The sequence below is a fragment of the Streptomyces fradiae ATCC 10745 = DSM 40063 genome (assembly GCF_008704425.1).
GTDB classification, from domain to species: Bacteria; Actinomycetota; Actinomycetes; order Streptomycetales; family Streptomycetaceae; genus Streptomyces; species Streptomyces fradiae.
Genome location: NZ_CP023696.1, coordinates 5,214,313 through 5,236,997 on the forward strand (window position 1 = coordinate 5,214,313; position 22,685 = coordinate 5,236,997).

At 73.9% G+C, this 22,685-nt stretch carries 15 protein-coding genes and 1 riboswitch; of the genes, 11 read left to right on the forward strand and 4 right to left on the reverse strand.

The features are described 5' to 3' along the window. Window positions 1-45 precede the first annotated feature (45 nt). Entirely contained in the window at window positions 46-1,908 is a 1,863-nt protein-coding gene (locus tag CP974_RS23245) for an ATP-binding cassette domain-containing protein (RefSeq protein WP_150485852.1), read from the forward strand. Between the two features lie 169 nt (window positions 1,909-2,077). Next, window positions 2,078-2,965, forward strand: coding sequence for a FadR/GntR family transcriptional regulator (locus CP974_RS23250; protein ID WP_078915250.1), 888 nt, complete (start codon window positions 2,078-2,080; stop codon window positions 2,963-2,965). A gap of 639 nt (window positions 2,966-3,604) precedes the next feature. Here the strand turns inward: CP974_RS23250 and CP974_RS29745 are convergent. After that, window positions 3,605-3,754, reverse strand: a complete 150-nt coding sequence (locus CP974_RS29745) for a hypothetical protein (RefSeq protein ID WP_169731623.1) — start codon at window positions 3,752-3,754, stop codon at window positions 3,605-3,607. On the opposite strand from CP974_RS29745, the gene CP974_RS23255 reads away from it, so the two are divergent. Then, the gene (locus CP974_RS23255) at window positions 3,687-5,243 is read left to right on the forward strand and encodes an RNA polymerase sigma factor (RefSeq protein ID WP_031127824.1); all 1,557 of its coding nucleotides are present in this window, start codon (window positions 3,687-3,689) and stop codon (window positions 5,241-5,243) included. The two genes, CP974_RS29745 and CP974_RS23255, sit on opposite strands and share 68 nt — an antisense overlap. A 182-nt stretch (window positions 5,244-5,425) precedes the next feature. Further along, window positions 5,426-6,256, forward strand: a complete 831-nt coding sequence (locus CP974_RS23260) for a S1 family serine peptidase (RefSeq protein ID WP_051838811.1) — start codon at window positions 5,426-5,428, stop codon at window positions 6,254-6,256. Between the two features lie 237 nt (window positions 6,257-6,493). Here the strand turns inward: CP974_RS23260 and CP974_RS23265 are convergent, their stop codons facing one another. Beyond that, a complete protein-coding gene (locus CP974_RS23265) occupies window positions 6,494-6,724 on the reverse strand; it encodes a DUF7455 domain-containing protein (protein WP_031127822.1) in 231 nt (76 codons plus the stop codon). 439 nt (window positions 6,725-7,163) lie between these two features. Here CP974_RS23265 and CP974_RS23270 point away from each other — a divergent pair, with 439 nt between their 5' ends. Then, window positions 7,164-9,281 (forward strand): DNA gyrase/topoisomerase IV subunit B, encoded by a 2,118-nt coding sequence (locus tag CP974_RS23270; protein ID WP_031127821.1) that lies wholly within the window; start codon window positions 7,164-7,166, stop codon window positions 9,279-9,281. Between the two features lie 341 nt (window positions 9,282-9,622). Further along, a complete protein-coding gene (locus CP974_RS23275) occupies window positions 9,623-10,906 on the forward strand; it encodes a CobW family GTP-binding protein (protein WP_078915249.1) in 1,284 nt (427 codons plus the stop codon). 199 nt (window positions 10,907-11,105) lie between these two features. Here CP974_RS23275 and CP974_RS23280 read toward each other — a convergent pair whose 3' ends face one another. Then, a complete protein-coding gene (locus tag CP974_RS23280) occupies window positions 11,106-13,559 on the reverse strand; it encodes a DNA gyrase/topoisomerase IV subunit A (protein WP_031134274.1) in 2,454 nt (817 codons plus the stop codon). A gap of 185 nt (window positions 13,560-13,744) precedes the next feature. Between CP974_RS23280 and CP974_RS23285 the strand changes: the two genes are divergently transcribed. The 4 genes from CP974_RS23285 (at window position 13,745) to CP974_RS23300 (ending at window position 18,649) form a co-directional block, all read left to right on the forward strand. Beyond that, window positions 13,745-15,109, forward strand: coding sequence for a M16 family metallopeptidase (locus tag CP974_RS23285; RefSeq protein ID WP_031134276.1), 1,365 nt, complete (start codon window positions 13,745-13,747; stop codon window positions 15,107-15,109). 26 nt (window positions 15,110-15,135) lie between these two features. Next, a complete protein-coding gene (locus tag CP974_RS23290; RefSeq protein ID WP_031134278.1) occupies window positions 15,136-16,503 on the forward strand; it encodes a M16 family metallopeptidase in 1,368 nt (455 codons plus the stop codon). A gap of 232 nt (window positions 16,504-16,735) precedes the next feature. Continuing rightward, window positions 16,736-16,897, forward strand: a riboswitch (cyclic di-AMP (ydaO/yuaA leader). A gap of 13 nt (window positions 16,898-16,910) precedes the next feature. Next, window positions 16,911-17,681, forward strand: a complete 771-nt coding sequence (locus tag CP974_RS23295) for a M23 family metallopeptidase (protein WP_031134280.1) — start codon at window positions 16,911-16,913, stop codon at window positions 17,679-17,681. A gap of 287 nt (window positions 17,682-17,968) precedes the next feature. Beyond that, window positions 17,969-18,649: a GntR family transcriptional regulator gene (locus CP974_RS23300; protein ID WP_031134281.1), complete on the forward strand. Its 681-nt coding sequence runs from the start codon at window positions 17,969-17,971 to the stop codon at window positions 18,647-18,649. Window positions 18,650-18,948: 299 nt separating this feature from the next. Here CP974_RS23300 and CP974_RS23305 read toward each other — a convergent pair whose 3' ends face one another. Continuing rightward, complete coding sequence (locus CP974_RS23305; protein ID WP_031134283.1) at window positions 18,949-19,230, reverse strand: HPr family phosphocarrier protein; 282 nt, start codon at window positions 19,228-19,230, stop codon at window positions 18,949-18,951. A gap of 85 nt (window positions 19,231-19,315) precedes the next feature. On the opposite strand from CP974_RS23305, the gene CP974_RS23310 reads away from it, so the two are divergent. Then, on the forward strand, window positions 19,316-22,672 hold the full coding sequence (locus tag CP974_RS23310) for a bifunctional acetate--CoA ligase family protein/GNAT family N-acetyltransferase (RefSeq protein ID WP_150485853.1): 3,357 nt from the start codon (window positions 19,316-19,318) through the stop codon (window positions 22,670-22,672). Window positions 22,673-22,685: the final 13 nt, after the last annotated feature.

The following is a 22,685-nucleotide window of genomic DNA, read 5'->3' on the forward strand; positions in this document are numbered from 1 at the left end:
TACCCGCCCTGCCGCCGAGCGGTCTCACCTACCGCGAGAGAAGCGATGCTCCAGGCAATCGGACTCACCAGCACCCCGCGCCGGAACCGCCCGCCGGCCGTGGAGGACCTCACCTTCGAGGCCCGGCCCGGTCAGGTCACCGCCCTCCTCGGCCCCGCCGGAGCGGGCAAGACCACCGCGCTGCGCCTGATGCTCGGCCTCGAACAGGGCCGAGGCGTCACCTACTTCCGCGGACGGCCCCTCCACCGCGTCGCCCATCCGATGCGCGAGGTCGGCGTCCTCCTCGGCGACGTGCCCGGGCACCCCGCGCGCACCGTGCGCGGCCAGCTCCGGATGCTCTGCGCCGTCGCGGGCGTCCCCGCCTCCCGCGCTGACGACCTGATCGACGCCGTCGGCCTCGACGCGTTCGCCGACCAGCGGCTCGACACCCTCTCCCGTGGCATGGACCGCCGACTCGGCCTCGCGGCAGCCCTGTTGGGCGACCCGCACACGCTGATCCTCGACGAGCCGGCCACCGGTCTCGCGCCCCGCGAGGCCGCCTGGTTGTACGGCATGCTTCGCGCCCACGCCGCCGAGGGCGGCACCGTGCTCCACACGACCGCCGACGCCAAGGCCGCCGCCCGTACCGCCGACCGCGTCGTCGCGATCCGGTCCGGGCGGCTCGTCGCCGACCAGTCCGCCGCCGACTTCGCCCGTACGAGGCTGCGCCCCCGCGTCGCCGTCCGCACCCCGCACGCCGCCCGCCTCGCCGCGCAGCTCCTCCGCGAGGCCCGCGCCGCCCGCCGCTCCGTCGAGACCGTCACCGAGCGGGGCAACCGGCTGTACGTGTACGGAAGCGACTGCGCCGAGGTCGGGGAGGCCGCCTTCCGCCACGGCATCCTCCTCCACCGCCTCGCCGAGGAGACAGGCCCCGCCCCCCGGCACCCGGACCCCGCCCCCGAGCGGACCCCCGCCCCCGAGCGGACCCCCGCCCCCAGGCCCGCCCCTCCCGGCACCCACCCATCTGCCGTCGCACCGGACATCCCGCCCGCCGCGGCCCTCACCCCACTCCACCCGCACGCCTCCGCCCCGGACGCCCTCGGCCCGCACGACCCCGCCCCCGCCCGGGGTGCGCGGCGGCGGGTCCGCAGGGTGCGGCGGGGGCCCTCGCGCCCGCTCCGGTACGAGCTGCGGCGCCTGACGGGCGTGCCCTCCACGGCCTACGTCCTCGGCGGCACCGTCGCGGCCTCGGCCCTGCTGGCGGTCCTGACGGGCCGCCTCGCCGCCACCCCGGCGCCCGTCGCCGTCGCCGCCTGGCCCGACCTGCTGCCGCTGCCGCCGGCCGCGCTCGGGGCCGGGCTCGTCGGCGCGTACTCGTTCGGCGACGAGTACCGCTACCCCGCGCTCGCCGCCGCCCTGGGCGCCGGTCCCCGCCGCCTCGGGCTGCTGCTGGCCAAGCTCGCCGTGACGGCCCTGACCGCCCTGCTGCTCGCCGTCGTCGTCGCCGTCGTCGACCTGGAGGCGCTGCGACTGGTCTACGGCGGCGCGTTGATCCCCGTGCCGTCCAACTGGCCCGCGCTCTGTGCCGGTTGGGTCGCTCTCACGGTCGGCTGCGGCTGGGCGGGGCTCCTCGCGGCCGGGGTGTTCCGGGCCGCTGCCGCGGGGATCGCCGCCGTGCTCGCCGTACCCGTGGTCATCGCTCCCGCCGTGGAGGAGACGCTGCTGCGCCCGGCCGCCCGCACGGTCGCCGGACTGCCCTCGCGGCTGCGCGAAGTGGCCTGGCCGCGCTGGCCTCAGGAGGCCGACCGGTTGCTCGACGGCGCCCTGCGCGTGCTCGCCCAACCCGTCGGTGCGGCGCTGACGTTGTCGCTGTCGACGCTCCTCTGCGCGTTCGTGTTCACAGGGCTTCGACGAGGTGTTCGCTGGTGACCGATTGCCGATCGGAAGCGACCGATGCTCCCCAATCGGTCGCGGCTCCTTGGAATTTGCCCGCTTCCTTCCGATAAGGCGTCAATTGCCGCGCGGGCGCCGATCACCCTTTCGTGTGCTTTTCACCAAAGACCTCAAGAGCTCCGGAGGCGACGCCGACAAAGGATGCGTGAGTACCCTTGCGCACACCATGATGACCGCCGCCCGCGCCGGCGAGGCCGGCCTTCCCGCTCCGGGCGGCCTCGGCCGCTACTCCTACGGGGAGAGCGCGGCGCCCGACCGCGTCGGAGCCCCGGCCTGGGACCCCGGGGAAACGGAGTTGGGAAGGGCGGCCCGCCGCCCGGCGGGCAACCGGGGCCGCGGGCTCCACGGCCAACTCGTCCAGCAGCTCGGCCAGATGATCGTCTCCGGCGACCTCGGGGCCGACCGCCCGCTCGTCCCCGAGGAGATCGGCCAGCGCTTCGAGGTCTCCCGCACGGTCGTGCGCGAGTCCCTCCGCGTCCTGGAGGCCAAAGGCCTCGTCAGCGCCCGCCCCAACGTCGGCACCCGGGTCCGCCCGGTCAGCGACTGGAATCTGCTGGACCCCGACATCATCGAGTGGCGGGCCTTCGGGCCCCAGCGCGACGACCAGCGCCGCGAGCTCGCCGAGCTCCGCTGGACGATCGAGCCGCTCGCCGCCCGCCTCGCCGCCGGCCACGGGCGTGAGGAGGTCCAGCAGCGCCTCGTCGACATGGTCGAGATCATGGGCCACGCGCTGGCCCAGGGTGACGCGCTCACCTTCTCCCGCGCCGACACCGAGTTCCACTCCCTGCTCATCCAGCTCGCGGGCAACCGCATGCTGGAGCACCTCTCCGGCATCGTCTCCGCGGCGCTCCAGGTGTCCGGCGCCCCGGCGATCAGCTGCGACCGGCCCGGCGAGTCCTGCCTCACGCATCACGGGCGCATCGTCGAAGCCCTCGCCGCCGGCGACGGCCCCGCCGCCGAGGCCGCCATGCGCCAGCTCCTCACCATCCAGCCCGATGTGGAGCGGGTCGTCCCGGCCCCCCGCGAGCACTGACGGCGGACCGTGACCGCGGGCCGCACGCGCGGTGCCGTACGGCGCCCCACGCCGTACGGGAGCACGGCATCCGCCGCCCACGGCAGCCGCCCCCACGCGGCACCGCACGCACACGTGTCGCCGGACCCCATCGGGGTACGGGAACCGGGCCCCGCCACGGGCCCGGCGGCACGGTCCGCCCCCGCCCCCGCCCGCACACCGCACCCGGACCCCAGGCCCATCGCCACCCTGGGCCGCCCCGTCCCCCCGGTCGCGCCCCCCTGGCCCGGCCGTCCCGGATCCGCCCGCACCGCCCCTCGGGCATCCGCGGAGCCTCCGGCAAGAACGACAGGACCGGCACCCCGCCCCCCGCACCGCTCTGTGCGGCGCCGCCCAGGCGGGCGCCGAGGGCGAGGCGGCACGGCAGACCAGAGGGGCGCGGGGCCGCGGGTCCGCAGCGCCGGCACGCGTGAGGGGCATACGGGGTGATCATCCCGTAACACCACCTTTCCTCCCGCTTCGCGGTGTGACTCGGGCCACGCGGATTGGGCGTAACGCTCCTCGAAGTACGGCGATGACCTAAGAGGTGACAGCCGAAGAGGGAATACAGCAGCCGTCCAGGGCGCTGTGCCCCTCCGAGGTTCAGCCCGCGTCGCCGGCTCATTCCCCGCCGGCGGTCGTCGGCTCCGGCTCGATCATGAGCGGGGCCGGAAGCCGTTTCCATCGTTCCGAGAGGTTGTTCGTGTCGGCCAGCACATCCCGTACGCTCCCGCAGGAGATCGCCGAGTCCGAGTCTGTGATGGCGCTCATCGAGCGGGGAAAGGCTGATGGGCAGATCGCGGGCGATGACGTGCGTCGGGCCTTCGAGGCTGACCAGATTCCGCCAACCCAGTGGAAGAATGTTCTGCGCAGCCTCAATCAGATCCTCGAGGAAGAGGGTGTGACGCTGATGGTCAGTGCAGCGGAGTCGCCGAAGCGCGCCCGCAAGAGCGTCGCAGCGAAGAGTCCGGCGAAGCGCACCGCCACCAAGACCGTCACCGCCCGGACGACCGCGGCGAAGGCGGCCGCGTCCTCCGCGGCGGGCCAGGCGGCCCAGAGCGCGGACTCCCCGGCCGAAGAGGCCGGTGCGCCTGCCAAGAAGACCGCCGCGAAGAAGACCACCGCGGCGAAGAAGACCACTACCGCGAAGAAGACCGCGGCCAAGAAGACCACGGCCAAGAAGACGGCCGCCAAGAAGGACGCCGACGAGCTCGTCGAGGGCGAGGAGCTCATCGAGGACGTCGCGGCGGTCAAGGGCGAGGACGAGGAGCCCGAGGGCGAGGCCAAGGGCTTCGTCCTGTCCGACGAGGACGAGGACGACGCGCCGGCCCAGCAGGTCGCCGTCGCCGGTGCCACCGCCGACCCCGTCAAGGACTACCTGAAGCAGATCGGCAAGGTCCCCCTGCTCAACGCCGAGCAGGAGGTCGAGCTCGCCAAGCGCATCGAGGCCGGACTGTTCGCCGAGGACAAGCTGGCCAACGCCGACAAGCTGGCTCCGAAGCTCAAGCGCGAGCTGGAGATCATCGCCGAGGACGGCCGCCGCGCCAAGAACCACCTGCTGGAGGCCAACCTCCGTCTGGTGGTCTCCCTCGCCAAGCGCTACACCGGCCGCGGCATGCTGTTCCTGGACCTGATCCAGGAGGGCAACCTCGGCCTGATCCGCGCCGTCGAGAAGTTCGACTACACCAAGGGCTACAAGTTCTCCACGTACGCCACGTGGTGGATCCGGCAGGCGATCACCCGCGCCATGGCCGACCAGGCCCGCACCATCCGCATCCCGGTGCACATGGTCGAGGTCATCAACAAGCTCGCGCGCGTCCAGCGCCAGATGCTCCAGGACCTGGGCCGCGAGCCCACCCCGGAGGAGCTGGCCAAGGAGCTCGACATGACCCCGGAGAAGGTCATCGAGGTCCAGAAGTACGGCCGTGAGCCGATCTCGCTGCACACCCCGCTCGGCGAGGACGGCGACAGCGAGTTCGGCGACCTGATCGAGGACTCCGAGGCGGTCGTCCCGGCCGACGCGGTGAGCTTCACCCTCCTCCAGGAGCAGCTGCACTCGGTGCTCGACACGCTCTCCGAGCGTGAGGCCGGCGTCGTCTCCATGCGCTTCGGTCTCACCGACGGCCAGCCGAAGACGCTCGACGAGATCGGCAAGGTCTACGGCGTGACCCGGGAGCGGATCCGCCAGATCGAGTCCAAGACCATGTCGAAGCTGCGCCACCCGTCGCGCTCGCAGGTCCTGCGCGACTACCTCGACTGAGCGAGGGCTCGACCGAGCGGCTGCTTCGACCGAGCGAGCCTCGAACGCGCGCGCCTGAGCGCGACACCCGGGAGGGCCCGGTTCCGAGAAGGAACCGGGCCCTCCGGCGTTGCGGGGGTGCGGCCGGACGCCGTGTGGCTGACGCTGAGTGAGCGACATGCACCACGGAGTCAGGAGGCCGAATGCGCGTCACGCGTCATCCCATCAGCAGGAAGCGGGCGGTTCTGGTGGCCCTGGCCGCCGCGGCGGCCCTCGCACCCCTGGTCGTCCCGGCGCCGGCGGCCGCCGACAGCGTGGTCGTGGGCGGCCGGACGACGAGTGCTCCCGACTCCCCGTGGGTCGTGGCGCTCTCCAGCGTTGACCGGTTCGGGCGTATGCGGGCCGGCCAGTTCTGCGGGGGTGTCGTGATCGCCCCGACGAAGGTGGCGACGGCCGCGCACTGCCTGCGGGAGGACGTGCTGGGCGTACGGCCGCAGGACCTGCGGGACCTGAAGGTCATCGCGGGGCGCAGCGACCTCGGCGGGACCGGAGGGCACGAGATCCCGGTGAAGTCGATGTGGATCAACCCGGCGTACGACGCGGAGACCAACTCCGGGGACGCCGCCGTGCTCACGCTCGCCAAGGCGCTGCCGCCCGGGTACGTGATCCCCGTCGCCCCGGCGGGGGACCCCGCGTACGCCCCCGGCGCCGGCGCGACCGTGTACGGCTGGGGGGACACGACCGGCTTCGGTACGTACGCGCACACGCTCAACGCGGCCGACGTGTCCGTCCTGCCCGACGAGGACTGCGCCCGCGCCTATCCGGCGGCGCCGGGCCAGGCGCGGTACCTCCCGGCGACGATGCTGTGCGCGGGGACGCGGGAGGGCGGCCGGGACGCCTGCCAGGGCGACAGCGGAGGCCCGCTGATCGCGCGCGGCAAGCTCATCGGCCTGGTGTCGTGGGGGAGCGGCTGCGGGCTGGCGGAGAGTCCCGGTGTCTACACGCGGGTCTCCGCGGTGCTGCCCGCGCAGTGAGGGGCACTCCGGCCGGGCGCTGCGCCGCCCGGCCGGTGCGGCGGGCGCGGCCCCGGCCCGGTGGGCCGTGGGCCGTCGTACGGCGAAGGGCGGCACCCCGCCGTCACACGGGGTGCCGCCCTCCGCCGTACGGCGGTTTCGGGTAGGGAGGCGACGGGCGGCCTCACCCCCGAGGTGACGGGGGCGGCCGCCCGGTGGCCGGTCCTGGACCGGTCTCGCTCGTCGTGGACGCGCGTGTCAGCGGTCCTCGTCGGGTGCTCCGGCCGGCACGGTCGTGAGCCGGTCCGTCTCATCCTGTATGTCAGCGGCGATCTTCTTCAGTTCCGGCTCGAACTTGCGGCCGTGGTGGGCGCAGAAGAGCAGTTCGCCACCGCTGGTCAGCACGACGCGCAGATATGCCTGGGCGCCGCAGCGGTCGCAGCGGTCGGCGGCCGTCAGCGGGCTCGCGGGGGTCAGAACAGTAGTCACGTCGCCTCTTCTCTAGCTCGACGAGCTGTCGTACCAGGGTCAACATCCAACCAGGCCGAAAACGTTCCCGCTCGCGGCTTTTCCTCGAAACTTTCTCCAAGGTGGCTGTCTGCTGCCGGTTGGCGGCGAATGAGCCGTATTGCTGTGTCGCTCTGCGTTACGGGTTTCGCGTTGCTTGTGTCGTATGTCCCCCCGGCTGGGTTGCCGGTTGTTCATGAGGACGTGCCCGGAGCCTAAATGGTTCATGCCTGGATGGGAACGTGATGTCCACGTCACCCACCCGAGTGATCGAACGCGCGTACGATGCTGGACTAGCATGGACCCTTCACGAGGGTGGCGTGACAACCGCTCTACCAGGGCTCTGTACGCTCGGACCGGCACAGAAGGCCACCCCGTACCCGCATGGGCAAGAACTCAAATTCAGCGAGGAGCGAACCGCGTGACCGCCGAGACGTCCGTTCCGTCCAGTGCGCTGCTGACAGCAGACCGTGACGGTTCCAACTACACCGCGCGGCACCTGCTCGTACTCGAGGGGCTCGAAGCGGTTCGCAAGCGCCCCGGCATGTACATCGGGTCCACCGACAGCCGCGGCCTGATGCACTGCCTCTGGGAGATCATCGACAACTCGGTCGACGAGGCCCTCGGCGGCTACTGCGACCACATCGAGGTCGTCCTCCACGACGACGGCTCGGTGGAGGTCCGGGACAACGGCCGCGGCATCCCCGTGGACGTCGAGCCCAAGACCGGCCTGTCCGGCGTCGAGGTCGTGATGACCAAGCTGCACGCCGGCGGCAAGTTCGGCGGCGGCTCGTACGCGGCCTCCGGCGGCCTGCACGGGGTGGGCGCCTCCGTGGTGAACGCCCTGTCGGCCCGCCTCGACGTGGAGGTCGACCGCAACGGCGCCACCCACGCGATCAGCTTCCGCCGCGGCGTCCCCGGCGTCTTCACCGAGTCCGGCCCCGACGCGCCCTTCGACCCGGCCAACGGGCTCCGCAAGGCCAAGCGCGTCCCGAAGACCCGCACCGGCACCCGCGTGCGGTACTGGGCCGACCGCCAGATCTTCCTCAAGGACGCCAAGCTCTCCCTGGAGACGCTGCACCAGCGCGCCCGCCAGACCGCCTTCCTCGTCCCCGGCCTGACCATCGTCGTCCGCGACGACCGCGACCTCGACGGCATCGGCAAGAGCCAGGAGATCTTCCACTTCGACGGCGGCATCAGCGAGTTCTGCGAGTTCCTCGCGCCCGACAAGCCCGTCTGCGACATCCTGCGCCTCACCGGCCAGGGCACGTTCAAGGAGACCGTCCCGGTCCTCGACGACCGCGGCCACATGACCCCCACCGAGGTCACCCGCGAGCTCGGCGTGGACGTGGCGCTGCGCTGGGGCACCGGCTACGAGACGACGCTCAGGTCCTTCGTCAACATCATCGCCACGCCCAAGGGCGGTACGCACGTCACCGGCTTCGAGCGGGCCATCACCAAGACGGTCAACGAGGTCCTGCGCGCCTCCAAGATGCTGCGCGTCGCCGAGGACGACATCGTCAAGGACGACGCCCTGGAGGGCCTCACCGCCGTCGTGACCGTCCGGCTGGCCGAGCCGCAGTTCGAGGGCCAGACGAAGGAGGTCCTGGGCACCTCCGCCGCCAACCGCATCGTCGCCAACGTGGTCGCCAAGGAGCTGAAGGCCTTCCTGACGTCCACCAAGCGGGACGCCAAGGCGCAGGCCCGAGCCGTGCTGGAGAAGGCCGTCGCCGCCGCCCGCACGCGCATCGCGGCCCGCCAGCACAAGGAGGCCCAGCGCCGCAAGACCGCGCTGGAGACCTCCACCCTGCCGGCCAAGCTGGCCGACTGCCGCAGCGACGACGTCGAGCGCAGCGAGCTGTTCATCGTCGAGGGCGACTCGGCGCTCGGCACGGCGAAGCTGGCCCGGAACAGCGAGTTCCAGGCCCTCCTGCCGATCCGGGGCAAGATCCTCAACGTCCAGAAGTCGTCCGTGTCGGACATGCTCAAGAACGCCGAGTGCGGCGCGATCATCCAGGTCATAGGGGCCGGTTCCGGCCGGACCTTCGACCTCGACGCCGCCCGGTACGGCAAGATCGTCCTGCTGGTCGACGCCGACGTCGACGGCGCGCACATCCGGTGCCTGCTGCTGACCCTGTTCCAGCGGTACATGCGCCCGATGGTCGAGGCCGGCCGGGTCTTCGCCGCCGTCCCGCCGCTGCACCGCATCGAGCTGGTCCAGCCCAAGCGCGGCCAGGACAAGTACGTGTACACGTACTCGGACAACGAGCTGCGGCAGACGCTGCTGGAGTTCCAGCGCAAGGGCGTCCGGTACAAGGACTCCATCCAGCGCTACAAGGGCCTCGGCGAGATGGACGCCGACCAGCTGGCCGAGACCACCATGGACCCGCGCCACCGCACGCTGCGCCGCATCAACATCGGCGACCTGGACGCCGCCGAGCAGGTCTTCGACCTGCTGATGGGCAACGACGTGGCGCCGCGCAAGGAGTTCATCACCAGCTCGGCGGCGACGCTGGACCGCTCGCGCATCGACGCCTGAGGCCGGCCGCCGCGCGGCGTCCCGCCGCTCCACCGGGCCCGCCGGCCGGACCCGTCTCCGGTCGGCGGGTTCCGGGGTCCCCGGCCGTCGCGCACGCGCCGGGGTGCCCTCGCGGCTCCTCCGGGGTGCCCGGAGGAGTGGGCGGAGTGCCCGGACCCCGGCCGCCCGGAGGGCCTGGCAGCGGCCGTCAGAGCCGTCCGGAAGGGGCGTGGCGACGGCGGGGGCCCGCGGGGCGGTCTCGGGGCCGGCCGGGCACCGGGGGCGGCCGCCTATCCTGAAGCCCGCCCGACCGCACACCGCCGACCCTCGACCGCCCGGCCCGCCGGCGAGAAAGGTGCCCCTTGAGCGCGCAGCAGATCCCCGTCGTCGTCCTCGCCGGATTCCTCGGGTCCGGCAAGACGACCCTGCTCAACCACCTCCTGCGCACCGCCCGCGGCACCCGCGTCGGCGTGATGGTCAACGACTTCGGGTCCATCGAGATCGACGCCATGACCGTCGCGGGGCAGGTCGGCTCGACGGTCTCCCTCGGCAACGGCTGCCTGTGCTGCGCCGTCGACGCGAGCGAGCTGGACACGTACCTGGAGACGCTGACCCGGCCCTCCGCGCGGCTCGACGTCATCGTCATCGAGGCCAGCGGGCTCGCCGAGCCGCAGGAGCTGGTGCGGATGCTCCTCGCCAGCGACAACGACCGGATCGTCTACGGCGGGCTCGTGGAGGTCGTCGACGCCGCCGAGTTCGACGCGACGCGCGTGCGTCACCCGGAGACCGACCGGCACCTGGGCATCGCCGACCTCGTCGTGGTCAACAAGGCCGACCGCGTCCAGGAGGACGAGCTGCGGCGCGTACGGGAGACCGTCGCCGCCCTCGCCGACCGGGCGGCCGTGGTCACCGCGGCGTACGGACGGGTCGACCCGGAGCTGCTGTTCGACCGCGCCGCCCGCACGGGCGACCCGGACGGGGCCCGGCAGCTGTCCTTCGAGGACCTGTACGCCGACGCGTACGAGCGTGAGCACCGGGACCATCCGCACGCGGCCTACGAGACGGTGTCGTTCACGGCCGGCGACCCCCTGCACCCGCGCCGCCTCATGGACTTCCTCGACTCGCGGCCCGAAGGGCTGTACCGCATCAAGGGGTTCGCGGACTTCGGCGCCGCCGACCCGGACCACCGGTACGTCACCCACGCCGTCGGCCGGTTCCTGCGGTTCTACCCGGAGCCCTGGCCGCCCGGAGAGCCGCGGCTCAGCCAGCTGGTGCTGATCGGCGCGGGCACGGACGGGCAGGCGCTGCTCCGGGCGCTGGACGGCTGCCGGGTGACGGGGGCGGCCGAGACGCCGGAGGAGCACGCCCTGTGGGGTGTGCTGCGGTACGTCCCCGAGCCCCGCGAGGACGGCGGGGCGGTGCCCGGCGCGGACGGGGCGGGGTCCGGGTACGGCGAGCCCGCCGAAGCGGACCCGCCGGCCCCGTACGAGACGGCGGCCCCCTACGACGAGGCCGCCCCCCACGACGAGACGGTGCCGTGCGACGACACCGTGCCGGACGACGAGCCCGACGACGACGATCCGTACGGCGACGCGTACGACGGCCGGTACGGCCCCGCACACGACGCCCCGTACGACGGCCGGTAGGGCGCGACCGCGGCCGGTCCCCGGGGTGGGGGCCGGCGGCGGTCCGCACCCCGCGGTCCGCACCCCGGACCGCGCGACGGCCACGCACACCGGACCGGCCCGGCCGGCGCGCCGGCCGCAGCCGACCCCGCGCCGGCCGGGACGCGCCGCGCTCCCGCGGGCGCCCCGGCCGGCCGCCGCCACCCGCGGCCGGCGACCGCTAGGACAGCGGCCCGGCCACCACCGCGACCGGCTTCAGCAGCGGCGTACCGGACCCGTCGCGGCGCGGGTCCAGGGCCGGCAGCTCCGCGGGCGTGCCGTTCTTCTGCGCCGCCCTGGCCGGGGCACCGCCCGCCCAGGCGAACACCAGCGCGTCCTCGCCCTTCAGGAACCGGTGGCAGCGCACGCCGCCGGTGGCCCGGCCCTTGCGCGGGTACTGGTCGAACGGCGTCAGCTTCGCCGACGTACCGGCGGTCCCGTCCAGCTGGCCGGTGGCCCCCGCCACCGTGAACACGACCGCGTCGGACGACGGGTCCACGGCGGTGAAGGAGAGCACCGCGGCGCCCGCCGCGAGCTTGACGCCCGCCATGCCGCCCGCGGGCCGGCCCTGCGGGCGCACCTGGGACGCCTGGAAGCGCAGCAGCTGCGCGTCGGAGGTGACGAAGACCAGGTCCTCCTCGCCCGTCCGCAGCTCCGCCGCCCCGACGATCCGGTCGCCCTCCTTGAGCGTGATGACCTCCAGCTCGTCCTTGTTCGCCGGGTAGTCGGGCACCACCCGCTTCACGACGCCCTGCAGGGTGCCCAGCGCGAGGCCCGGCGACGACTCGTCCAGGGTGGTCAGGCAGACGACCGTCTCGTCCTTCTCCAGCGTCACGAACTCCGACAGCGGCGCCCCGCCCGACAGGGTCGGTGCGGACGCCGTGTCCGGCAGCTGCGGCAGGTCGATCACGGACAGCCGCAGCAGCCGCCCGGAGGACGTCACCACGCCGATCGTGCCGCGCTGCGTCGCCGCCACCGCCGACACCACCACGTCGTGCTTGGCGCGCTTGCCGCCGCTCTCCGGCAGCGGCTCGCCGCTCGCCGTACGGGCCAGCAGACCCGTCGAGGAGAGCAGGACCCGGCACGGGTCGTCCGCCACCTCCAGCGGCACCGCGGCGGCCGCGGTGCCGGCCGACTCCAGCAGCACCGTGCGACGCTCCGTGGCGAACTTCTTCGCCACCGCCGCCAGCTCGGACGAGACGAGCTTGCGCAGCTCCGCGTCCGACTCCAGGATCCTGGTCAGCGCCTCGATCTCGCCGGTCAGCCGCTCCCGCTCGTCCTCCAGCTCCAGCCGGTCGAACTTGGTGAGCCGGCGCAGCGGCGTGTCCAGGATGTACTGGGTCTGCACGTCGCTCAGCGAGAACCGCTCGATGAGCCGCTCCCTGGCCTGCGCCGAGTTCTCACTGGAGCGGATCAGCCGGATGACCTCGTCGATGTCGACGAGCGCCACCAGCAGGCCCTCGACCAGGTGCAGCCGGTCCCGCTTCTTGCCCCGGCGGAACTCGCTGCGCCGCCGGACCACCTCGAAGCGGTGGTCGAGGTAGACCTCCAGCAGCTCCTTGAGGCCCAGCGTGACGGGCTGGCCGTCCACCAGCGCCACGTTGTTGATGCCGAAGGACTCCTCCATCGGCGTCAGCTTGTACAGCTGCTCCAGCACCGCCTCGGGCACGAAGCCGTTCTTGATCTCGATGACCAGGCGCAGCCCGTGCTCGCGGTCCGTGAGGTCCTTGACGTCCGCGATGCCCTGCAGCTTCTTCGCGCCGACCAGGTCCTTGATCTTGGCGATGACCTTCTCCGGGCCGACCGCGAACGGCAGCTCGGTGACGACCAGGCCCTTGCGGCGCGCCGTCACGTTCTCCACCGTCGCCGTCGCGCGGATCTTGAACGTGCCGCGGCCGGACTCGTACGCGTCCCGGATGCCGGACAGGCCGACGATCCTGCCGCCGGTCGGCAGGTCCGGGCCGGGGACGTACCGCATGAGGGTCTCGAGGTCGGCGTGCGGGTGCCGGATCAGGTGCCGCGCGGCGGCGATCACCTCGCCCAGGTTGTGCGGGGGCATGTTGGTCGCCATGCCGACCGCGATGCCGGAGGCGCCGTTGACCAGCAGGTTCGGGAAGGCGGCCGGGAGGGCGACCGGCTCGCGCTCCTGCCCGTCGTAGTTGGGCGCGAAGTCGACCGTGTCCTCGTCGATCGACTCCGTCATCAGCGAGGTCGCGTCCGCCATCCGGCACTCGGTGTACCGCATGGCGGCCGGCGGGTCGTCGTTGCCGAGCGAGCCGAAGTTGCCGTGGCCGTCGACCAGGGGCAGGCGCATCGAGAACGGCTGCGCCATGCGCACCAGCGCGTCGTAGATCGACGCGTCGCCGTGCGGGTGGAGCTTGCCCATCACCTCGCCGACGACGCGGGCGCACTTGACGAACCCGCGCTCGGGACGCAGGCCCATCTCGTTCATCTGGTAGACGATGCGGCGGTGCACCGGCTTCATGCCGTCGCGCGCGTCGGGCAGGGCTCGGGAGTAGATCACCGAGTACGCGTACTCGAGGAAGGAGCCCTGCATCTCGTCGACGACGTCGATGTCGAGGATCCGCTCCTCGAAGTCGTCGGGCGGCGGGGTCTTCGTGCTGCGGCGGGCCATCGCTGCTGCGGCTCCTTCACCAACAAGGTTGATCTGACGCCGACCATTGTGGACCGTCCCACTGACAGGACCGACCGCGACCCGGAAGAGGGACGTGTGGGCCTTCGGGAACTTCGCCGGGCGCCGGTGCGCTTGCATACAGTGGCAGGACTTTCCATGACGCGATCGAAGGGACGTACATGCCCATGGGTCACACGGCCACAGCCCAGGCCGGCTCCGGCGGGCTGAAAGCGACCAAGCACCGGCTGGCCAACGGCCTGCGCGTGGTGCTCTCGGAGGACCACCTGACCCCGGTCGCCGCGGTGTGCCTCTGGTACGACGTAGGCTCCCGCCACGAGGTCAAGGGCCGCACCGGCCTCGCCCACCTCTTCGAGCACCTGATGTTCCAGGGCTCCAAGCAGGTCCAGGGGAACGGCCACTTCGAGCTGGTGCAGGGCGCGGGCGGCTCGCTCAACGGCACCACCAGCTTCGAGCGCACCAACTACTTCGAGACCATGCCCGCCCACCAGCTGGAGCTCGCCCTCTGGCTGGAGGCCGACCGCATGGGCTCCCTCCTCGCCGCGCTGGACGAGGAGTCGATGGAGAACCAGCGGGACGTCGTCAAGAACGAGCGCCGCCAGCGCTACGACAACGTGCCCTACGGCACCGCCTTCGAGCGGCTGACCGCCCTCGTCTTCCCCGACGGCCACCCCTACCACCACACGCCGATCGGCTCCATGGCGGACCTGGACGCGGCCACGCTGGAGGACGCGCGCGCCTTCTTCCGCACCTACTACGCGCCGAACAACGCCGTCCTGTCCGTCGTCGGCGACATCGACCCGGAGCAGACCCTCGCCTGGATCGAGAAGTACTTCGGCTCCATCCCGTCCCACGACGGCAAGCCGGCCCCGCGCGACGGGCACCTCACCGACGTCATCGGCGAGGAGCTGCGCGAGGTCGTCGAGGAGGACGTCCCGGCCCGCGCCCTGATGGCCGCCTACCGCCTCCCCGCCGACGGCACGCGCCCGTGCGACGCCGCCGACCTCGCCCTCACCATCCTCGGCGGCGGCGAGTCGTCCCGCCTGCACAACCGGCTGGTGCGGCGCGACCGCACCGCCGTCGCCGCCGGCTTCGGCCTGCTGCGGCTGGCCGGAGCGCCCTCCATGGGCTGGCTGGACGTGAAGACCTCCGCCGGGGTGGAGGTGCCCGACATCGAGGCCGCCGTCGACGAGGAGCTGGCCCGCTTCGCCGCCGAGGGCCCCACCGCCGAGGAGATGGAGCGCGCCCAGGCCCAGCTGGAGCGCGAGTGGCTGGACCGGCTCGGCACGGTCGCGGGCCGCGCCGACGAACTGTGCCGCTTCGCCGTCCTGTTCGGCGACCCGCAGCTCGCCCTCACCGCCGTCCAGCGCGTGCTGGAGGTCACCGCCGACGAGGTGCGCGAGGTGGCCGCCCGGCATCTGCGCCCCGACAACCGCGGCGTGCTCGTCTACGAACCGACCAAGGGCGGCGCCGACGACCAGGCCGGCGGCGACCAGACCGACAGCGACGACGAGGAGGGGGCGGACCAGTGAGCGACGCCGCCGTGTCCCTGACCACCATGGAGTTCCACCCGCGGCCGGAGGGAGGCACGCCCCGCGTGTGGGCCTTCCCCGCCCCCGAGCGCGGCCGGCTCGGCAACGGCCTGACGGTGCTGCGCTGCCACCGTCCCGGCCAGCAGGTCGTCGCCGTCGAGATCGTCCTCGACGCCCCCCTCGACGCCGAGCCGGAGGGCCTGGACGGCGTCGCCACGATCATGGCGCGTGCCCTGTCCGAGGGCACGGACAAGCACACCGCCGAGGAGTTCGCCGCCGAGCTGGAGCGGTGCGGCGCCACCCTCGACGCGCACGCCGACCACCCCGGCGTGCGGGTCAGCCTCGAAGTGCCCGCCTCGCGGCTGCCCAAGGCGCTCGGGCTGCTCGCCGACGCGCTGCGCGCCCCGGCCTTCGCGGACGACGAGGTCGACCGCCTGGTCCGCAACCGCCTCGACGAGATCCCGCACGAGACGGCCAACCCGGCCCGCCGCGCCGCCAAGCAGCTCGCCGCCGAGCTGTTCCCGGCCGCCTCCCGCGTCTCCCGGCCCCGCCAGGGCACGGAGGAGACCGTCGCCCGGATCGACTCCGCCTCGGTACGGGCCTTCTACGAGGCCCACGTCCGCCCCGCCACGGCCACCGCGGTCGTGGTGGGCGACCTGACGGGCATCGACCTGGACGGCCTGCTCGCCGAGACGCTCGGCGTGTGGACCGGCGACGAGGCCCGCCCGGGCACGGCGTCGCCCATCACCGCCGACGACACCGGCCGCGTGGTGATCGTCGACCGGCCGGGCGCCGTGCAGACGCAGCTGCTGATCGGCCGCATCGGCCCGGACCGGCACGACAGCGTGTGGCCCGCGCAGGTCGTCGGCACCTACTGCCTGGGCGGCACGCTCACCTCCCGCCTGGACCGCGTCCTGCGCGAGGAGAAGGGCTACACGTACGGCGTCCGGGCCTTCGGCCAGGTCCTGCGGTCCCTGCCGGACGGGACGGGCGCGGCGATGCTCGCCATCAGCGGCTCCGTCGACACCCCCCACACCGGCCCCGCGCTGGACGACCTGTGGAAGGTGCTGCGCACCCTCGCGGCGGAGGGCCTGACCGACGCGGAGCGCGACGCCGCCGTGCACAACCTGGTGGGCGTGGCCCCGCTCCGGTACGAGACGGCGGCGTCCGTCGCCGACACGCTCGCCGACCAGGTCGAGCAGCACCTCCCGGACGACTTCCAGGCCCGGCTGTACCAGCGCCTGGACGCCACCGGCACGGTGGAGGCGACGGCGGCCGTCGTCAACGCCTTCCCGCCGGACCGCCTCGTCACGGTCCTCGTGGGCGACGCCGCCCGCATCAAGGATCCGGTCGAGGCGCTGGGCATCGGCGAAGTGACGGTCGTCACGGGCTGATTGACGGCCCTACGGCCACCGGGCGGCGCTCCACGCACGAAGCGGAACCCCGACATCCTCCGGATGTCGGGGTTCCGCTTTCATGTGGACGTATGTCCGTTTTGCTGAGGAGTCGTGTCGTCTGTTCTGTGGCGTGCGCTACAAAAAACCGTGTCCGTTTGGTGATTGAAAGATCAGCCGCTTAGCGTCTTATCCGCTGTCCGCCCCGCTGTACCGCCGCACCCGCGGCACCGGGCAGCGATCGCCGAATCCCCGTCAGGCGCGAGCCTGGGGAGCCGGGGACCCATGTCCCCTGGGGTGAATCGGACGCCTTCGCACCGCGCGGAGGGGCCCGTAGGAGACCTTCCTGCTCCGAACCCGTCAGCTAACCCGGTAGGCGAGAGGGAAGGAAAGGACACGTCCTCTTCATGGCGTTCACCCGTTCCACCGGGAAGCACCGTGCCCCGAGCCGTATGAGCCGCAGGAGCGCCCACGCCGCCGGCGCCGCCGCTCTCGCCACCTCCGGCGTCATCGGCACCCTCACCTCCCCGGCGTTCGCCGCGGACGCCGAGCGCGCCTCCTTCGAGGACGCCGGCGTGAAGCAGGCCATCGCCGGCTACGACCTGGCCGACCAGGTCGAGGACCAGGCCGCCGCCCAGGAGCTGGCCGCCGAGGTCGCCGAACGCCAGGCCATGGCCGAGATGGCCGCCGAGCGCCAGGCCGAGGCCCGTCTGGAGGCCGCCCGCGAGGCCGAGGAGCGCGCCTCCCGCGAGGCCGAGCGCAAGCGCCTCGACTCCTTCCAGTCGCCGGTGGCGGGCTCGTACGTCTCCACGTCCTACCGGTCGGGCGGCTCGCTGTGGTCCTCCGGCAGCCACTCGGGCGTCGACTTCCACGCCCCGTACGGCTCCTCCGTCGTCTCCGTGGGCCGCGGCACCGTCGTCGAGGCCGGCTGGGGCGGCGCGTACGGCAACAACGTGGTGATCCGGATGCACGACGGCACGTACACGCAGTACGGCCACCTCGCCTCGATCGGCGTCTCGGTCGGCCAGGAGGTCATGCCGGGCCAGCAGATCGGCGTCTCCGGCTCGACCGGCAACTCCACGGGCCCGCACCTCCACTTCGAGGCGCGCACCACCGCGGAGTACGGCTCCGACATCGACCCCGTCTCCTACCTCCGGGCGCGCGGCGTCAACGTCTGACCCGTCCCGTCCCGCTCCGCGAAGGCCCCGGCTCCCCGACCGAGCCGGGGCCTTCGCCGTGCCCGCGGCGCCGGCACCCCCGGCGCTCCGCGCCGGCCTCCGGGGCCGGTCGTCCGTCGCGAACCGGTCGGCCGAAAAGCATCATGAATTCCGGCCCGCTATCGGCAGAAACCCGTCACTGCAATAGAGTCACGGGAAACGGCGCCGGACAATTCGGCGACGCGGCGGAACAGCGCTTGCGGAACGGCGCGAGCGGGACTGTGGGCGGAGTGAATCGGAGGTTCGGTATGCGCGTACCCGCGCAGTCGGTGTGCACGGCGATCCGGGCGGACATCGTCTCCGGGGTGCTGGCGCGCGGCAGCCGCCTCACCGAGGAGCACCTGGCCCGCCGCTACGGGGTCTCCCGCGTCCCGGTCCGCGAGGCGCTGCGCACCCTGGAGTCGGAGGGCTTCGTCGTCTCGCGCCGCCACGTCGGCGCCTGCGTCGCCGAGCCGACCGAGCGGGACGCCGCCGATCTGCTGGAGATGCGGGCCCTGCTGGAGCCGCTGGGAGCCGCCCGCGCCGCGCAGCGCCGTACCGAGGCCCACCTCAAGGTGCTGCGCGGCCTCGTACGGCTCGGGCAGCAGCGGGCCCGCGGAGGCGGGGGCGAGGACCTGCGGTCCCTGGGCGAGTGGTTCCACGAGACGCTCGCCCAGGCTTCCGCCAGCCCCGACCTCACCGCGCTGCTCATCCGGCTCCGTCACAAGGTGGCCTGGATGTACGCGGTGGACGCGCCGGCCCGGCCCGCCGAGGTGTGGGCCGAGCACGGCGCCATCGTCGACGCCGTCGCGCGCGGCGACGCCGAGCGCGCCAGGGCGCTCACCTCCCGCCACGTCGAGCGGTGGCGCGGCTCCCACCGGCTGCGCCGCGCCGCGGACGGTGTGAGGAATCCGCAACACGCCGTCAACACCGCGGCGCCCCGGAATTAACGCGGGACCCGTAGAAAAGGGCGGATCGAATTGTCGTCGCCGGCCGTTCGCTCCGGATTTCCGGCCGGCCGTGTCCACGCCTCTTTCCCGGCCGGTATCTCTTTCCCGCCCGGCGGATGGCGGAAGCCCACCGAATTCGGCCGCCGGTCGCGGGTCGCCGGAAACCCGCGCGGTGCCGCTGCTGCGCGCCCGCCCGGTGAGGGCAGCGGCCCGCCCACGGGACGGCAGGGCCCGTCTACGCGAGGGAGCCGCACCCCCCGCGTACGGGTGGTGCGGCTCCGCGGTGCGACCCGGTGCCGTCAGACGGTCTCGGGAAGCTCCTCGAGTCCCTCGGCGACCAGCTTCGCCAGGCGGTCCAGCGCCGCGTCCGAGCCCTCGGCCTCGGAGGCGAGGACGATCTCCTCGCCGCCCTGCGCGCCCAGGCCGAGCACGGCGAGCATCGACGCGGCGTTGACCGGGGTGCCGTCGGCCTTGGCGATGGTCACGGGGACGCCGGACGCGGTGGCGGCACGGACGAAGATGGAGGCGGGGCGGGCGTGCAGGCCCTCGGCCCAACCCACGTTGACGCGGCGCTCAGCCATGGTGTTGCCCTTCAGGTGCTAGCGGTTGTCTAGACCAGTCTCTCATGTCCGGCGCGGTGCCGGAACGGCCCCGTACCCTTGGCCCATGCTGAACCCGTCCGAGCACTCGGCGCACGCCTACCCCGACCACTGGGAAGCCGACGTGGTGCTGCGCGACGGCGGCACCGCGCGGATCAGACCGATCACGACGGACGACGCCGGCCGTCTGGTCAGCTTCTACGAGCAGGTGTCGGACGAGTCGAAGTACTACAGGTTCTTCGCTCCCTATCCCCGGCTCTCCGCCAAGGACGTGCGCCATTTCACCCACCACGACTACGTGGACCGGGTGGGGCTCGCCGCCACCGTCGGAGGCGAGTTCATCGCGACCGTCCGCTACGACCGGATCGACGCGGCGGGGCGCCCCGCGAGCGCGCCCGCCGACGAGGCGGAGGTCGCGTTCCTCGTCCAGGACGCCCACCAGGGCCGCGGGGTCGCCTCCGCGCTGCTGGAGCACATCGCCGCCGTCGCCCGGGAGCGCGGCATCAGGCGGTTCGCGGCGGAGGTGCTGCCCGCCAACACCAAGATGATCAAGGTGTTCACGGACGCCGGGTACACCCAGAAGCGCCGCTTCGAGGACGGCGCGGTCCGCCTCCACCTCGACCTGGAGCCCACCGACCGCTCCCTGGCGGTGCAGCGCGCCCGCGAGCAGCGCGCCGAGGCGCGGTCCGTGCAGCGGCTCCTGGCCCCGGCCTCCGTCGCCGTCGTCGGCGCGGGCCGCGCTCCGGGCGGGGTCGGCCGCACGGTCCTGCGCAACCTCGTCGGCTCCGGGTTCACCGGCCGGGTCTACGCCGTGAACCGGGCCCTCCCGGAGGGCACGGCCACCCTGGACGGCGTACCCGCGTACCGGTCGGTCGGGGAGATCGGCGCCCAGCCCGCCGCGCCCGGCCGTCCCGCCTCCGACCGCCCCGACCGTCCCCGTGGCCCCGCCGACCACGTCGGCCCCACCGGCCCCACCGGCCCCACCGGTCCCACCGGTCCTGGTGGGGCGGGACGCCGCGGCGAGCCCGTCGACCTGGCCGTCATCGCCGTGCCCGCCGAGCACGTCCCGGACGCCGTCGCGGACTGCGGCGAGCACGGCGTGCGCGGCCTCGTCGTCCTGTCGGCCGGGTACGCGGAGAGCGGCCCCGAGGGGCGGGAGCGCCAGCGTGCCCTGGTGCGGCAGGCCCGCTCGTACGGGATGCGCGTCATCGGCCCCAACGCCTTCGGCGTGATCAACACCGCGGAGGGCGTACGGCTCGACGCCTCCCTCGCCCCGCAACTGCCGGCCGCCGGGCGCATCGGCCTGTTCACCCAGTCCGGCGCCATCGGCATCGCCCTGCTGTCGGGGCTGCACCGGCGCGGTGCGGGCGTGTCGTCGTTCGTCTCGGCGGGCAACCGGGCCGACGTCTCCGGCAACGACATCCTCCAGTACTGGTACGAGGACCCCGCCACGGACGTGGTCCTGCTGTACCTGGAGTCCATCGGCAACCCCCGCAAGTTCACCCGGCTGGCCCGCCGCACGGCCGCCGTCAAGCCGGTCGTCGTCGTCAAGGGCGCCAAGCACAGCGGCAGCGCGCCCCCCGGCCACGCGGTGCCCGTCACCCGCATCCCGCACGCCACGGTCTCGGCGCTGCTCCGGCAGGCCGGCGTCATCCGCGTGGACACGGTCACCGAACTGGTCGACGTGGGCCTGCTGCTCGCCGGCCAGCCCCTGCCGCGGGGGCCGCGCGTCGCGATCCTCGGCAACTCCGAGTCGCTCGGCCTCCTCACCTACGACGCCTGCCTCACCGAGGGGCTGCGGCCGCTGCCGCCCCGCGACCTGACCACGGCCGCGACGCCCGAGGACTTCCGCGCCGCGCTCGCCGAGGCCCTGCGGGACGACGGGTGCGACGCGGTGGTCGTCACGGCGATCCCGTCCGTGGGTCCGCAGGGCGCGGTGGAGCCGGGCGGCGAGGGCGGGGTGCTCGCCGCGGCCCTGCGCGAGGCCTGCACCGCCTCCCCGGCGAAGCCGGTGGTGGTGGTCCACGTCGAACTGGGCGCCCTCGCGGACGCGCTGGCCGCCGCCACCAGCACGGCCCCCGGCCGCAGGCCCCCGAGCACACCGGACCGGCCCGGGGGCCCGGACGCTGCGGCCTCGGGCCCGCAGGGCCCCGGCCCGGCGGCAGCGGCCGAGCCCGCGTACGAGCCGAGCGGCGCCCGCCCCATCGGAGCAGCCCCCGCAGCCTCCGCGACCACGGGCGGGGCCTCCGGCGCGGACGCGCCCGCCACCACCGCGTACGCGCCCCCCGCCACCGCGGACGCGCCCCCGGGCACGCCCGCGCCCCCCGCCGCCCCGGCCCCCGCCACGGGGGTCCGCGCGCCCGATGGCGGCCACATCCCGGCCTACCCCGCCGCCGAGCGGGCCGTCCGGGCCCTTGCCGAGGCCGTCCGGTACGCCGAGTGGCGCCGCGAGGCCGCCGAACCCGGCCGCGTACCGGAGTACGAGGGCATCGACGAGCCCGGCGCGGCCACCCTGATCGGACGCCTCCTCGGCACGGCCGCCCCCGAGGCCCCGGACAGCCCCGCCCGCCCCGAGGCGTCCGGCCGCCGCCCCGCGGGAGCCGAGGGACCCGCACGAGCCGACGGCCCCGACCGATCCGGCCGCCCCGACGGCCCCGACCGATCCGGCCGCCCCGACGGCCCCGGCGGAACCGGCCGTCCCGACCGATCCGGCCGTCCCGTGGCGGTGCCCGAGCGGGGGATCACCCTCGCCCCGGACGACGCGCGCGAGCTGCTGGCCCGCTACGGCATCGCCGTACACCCCGTCCTCCCCGCCCCCGACCCCGACGCGGCCGTGCGCGCCGCCGCGCGGCTCGGCTACCCGGTCGCCCTCAAGACCACCGCGCCGCACCTGCGCCACCGCCCCGACCTCGGCGGCGTCCGGCTCGACCTCGCCACCGAGCAGCAGCTGCGCACCGCGTACGCCGAGCTCACCGAGGCGCTGGGCCGCCCCGCCGAGCTGCGGCCGGTCGTCCAGGCGATGGTGCCGCGCGGCGTGGACACCGTCGTCCGGGCGGCGCTCGACCCGGCGGTCGGCGCCGTGCTGTCCTTCGGCCTCGCGGGCGCCCCGTCCGAACTGCTCGGCGACACGGCGCACCGTCTCGTTCCGGCCACCGACCGCGACGTGGCCGAGCAGATCCGCGCCATCCGGACGGCGCCCCTGCTGTTCGGCTGGCGGGGCTCGGCCCCGGTCGACACCGCGGCCCTGGAGGAACTGCTGCTGCGGGTGTCACGCCTGGTCGACGACCACCCGGAGGTGGTCGCCGTCGCGCTGGAACCGGTCGTCGTCGCCCCGCGCGGCCTCGCGGTCCTCGACGCGACCGTACGGCTCGCCCCGCCGGCGGCCCGCACCGACCTGGGCCCCCGCCGCCTCCCCAGCTACTGACACGAGCCGGTGC

Excerpts from the sequence above, each read along its gene's own strand:
- CP974_RS23310 (WP_150485853.1), top strand. The coding sequence starts at position 19,316 with ATGCTGAACCCGTCCGAGCACTCGGCGCACGCCTACCCCGACCACTGG.
- CP974_RS23290 (WP_031134278.1), top strand. The coding sequence starts at position 15,136 with ATGGAGTTCCACCCGCGGCCGGAGGGAGGCACGCCCCGCGTGTGGGCC.
- CP974_RS23305 (WP_031134283.1), bottom strand. The coding sequence starts at position 19,230 with ATGGCTGAGCGCCGCGTCAACGTGGGTTGGGCCGAGGGCCTGCACGCC.
- CP974_RS23300 (WP_031134281.1), top strand. The coding sequence starts at position 17,969 with ATGCGCGTACCCGCGCAGTCGGTGTGCACGGCGATCCGGGCGGACATC.
- CP974_RS23280 (WP_031134274.1), bottom strand. The coding sequence starts at position 13,559 with ATGGCCCGCCGCAGCACGAAGACCCCGCCGCCCGACGACTTCGAGGAG.
- CP974_RS29745 (WP_169731623.1), bottom strand. The coding sequence starts at position 3,754 with ATGAGCGCCATCACAGACTCGGACTCGGCGATCTCCTGCGGGAGCGTA.
- CP974_RS23260 (WP_051838811.1), top strand. The coding sequence starts at position 5,426 with ATGCGCGTCACGCGTCATCCCATCAGCAGGAAGCGGGCGGTTCTGGTG.
- CP974_RS23285 (WP_031134276.1), top strand. The coding sequence starts at position 13,745 with ATGGGTCACACGGCCACAGCCCAGGCCGGCTCCGGCGGGCTGAAAGCG.
- CP974_RS23295 (WP_031134280.1), top strand. The coding sequence starts at position 16,911 with ATGGCGTTCACCCGTTCCACCGGGAAGCACCGTGCCCCGAGCCGTATG.
- CP974_RS23245 (WP_150485852.1), top strand. The coding sequence starts at position 46 with ATGCTCCAGGCAATCGGACTCACCAGCACCCCGCGCCGGAACCGCCCG.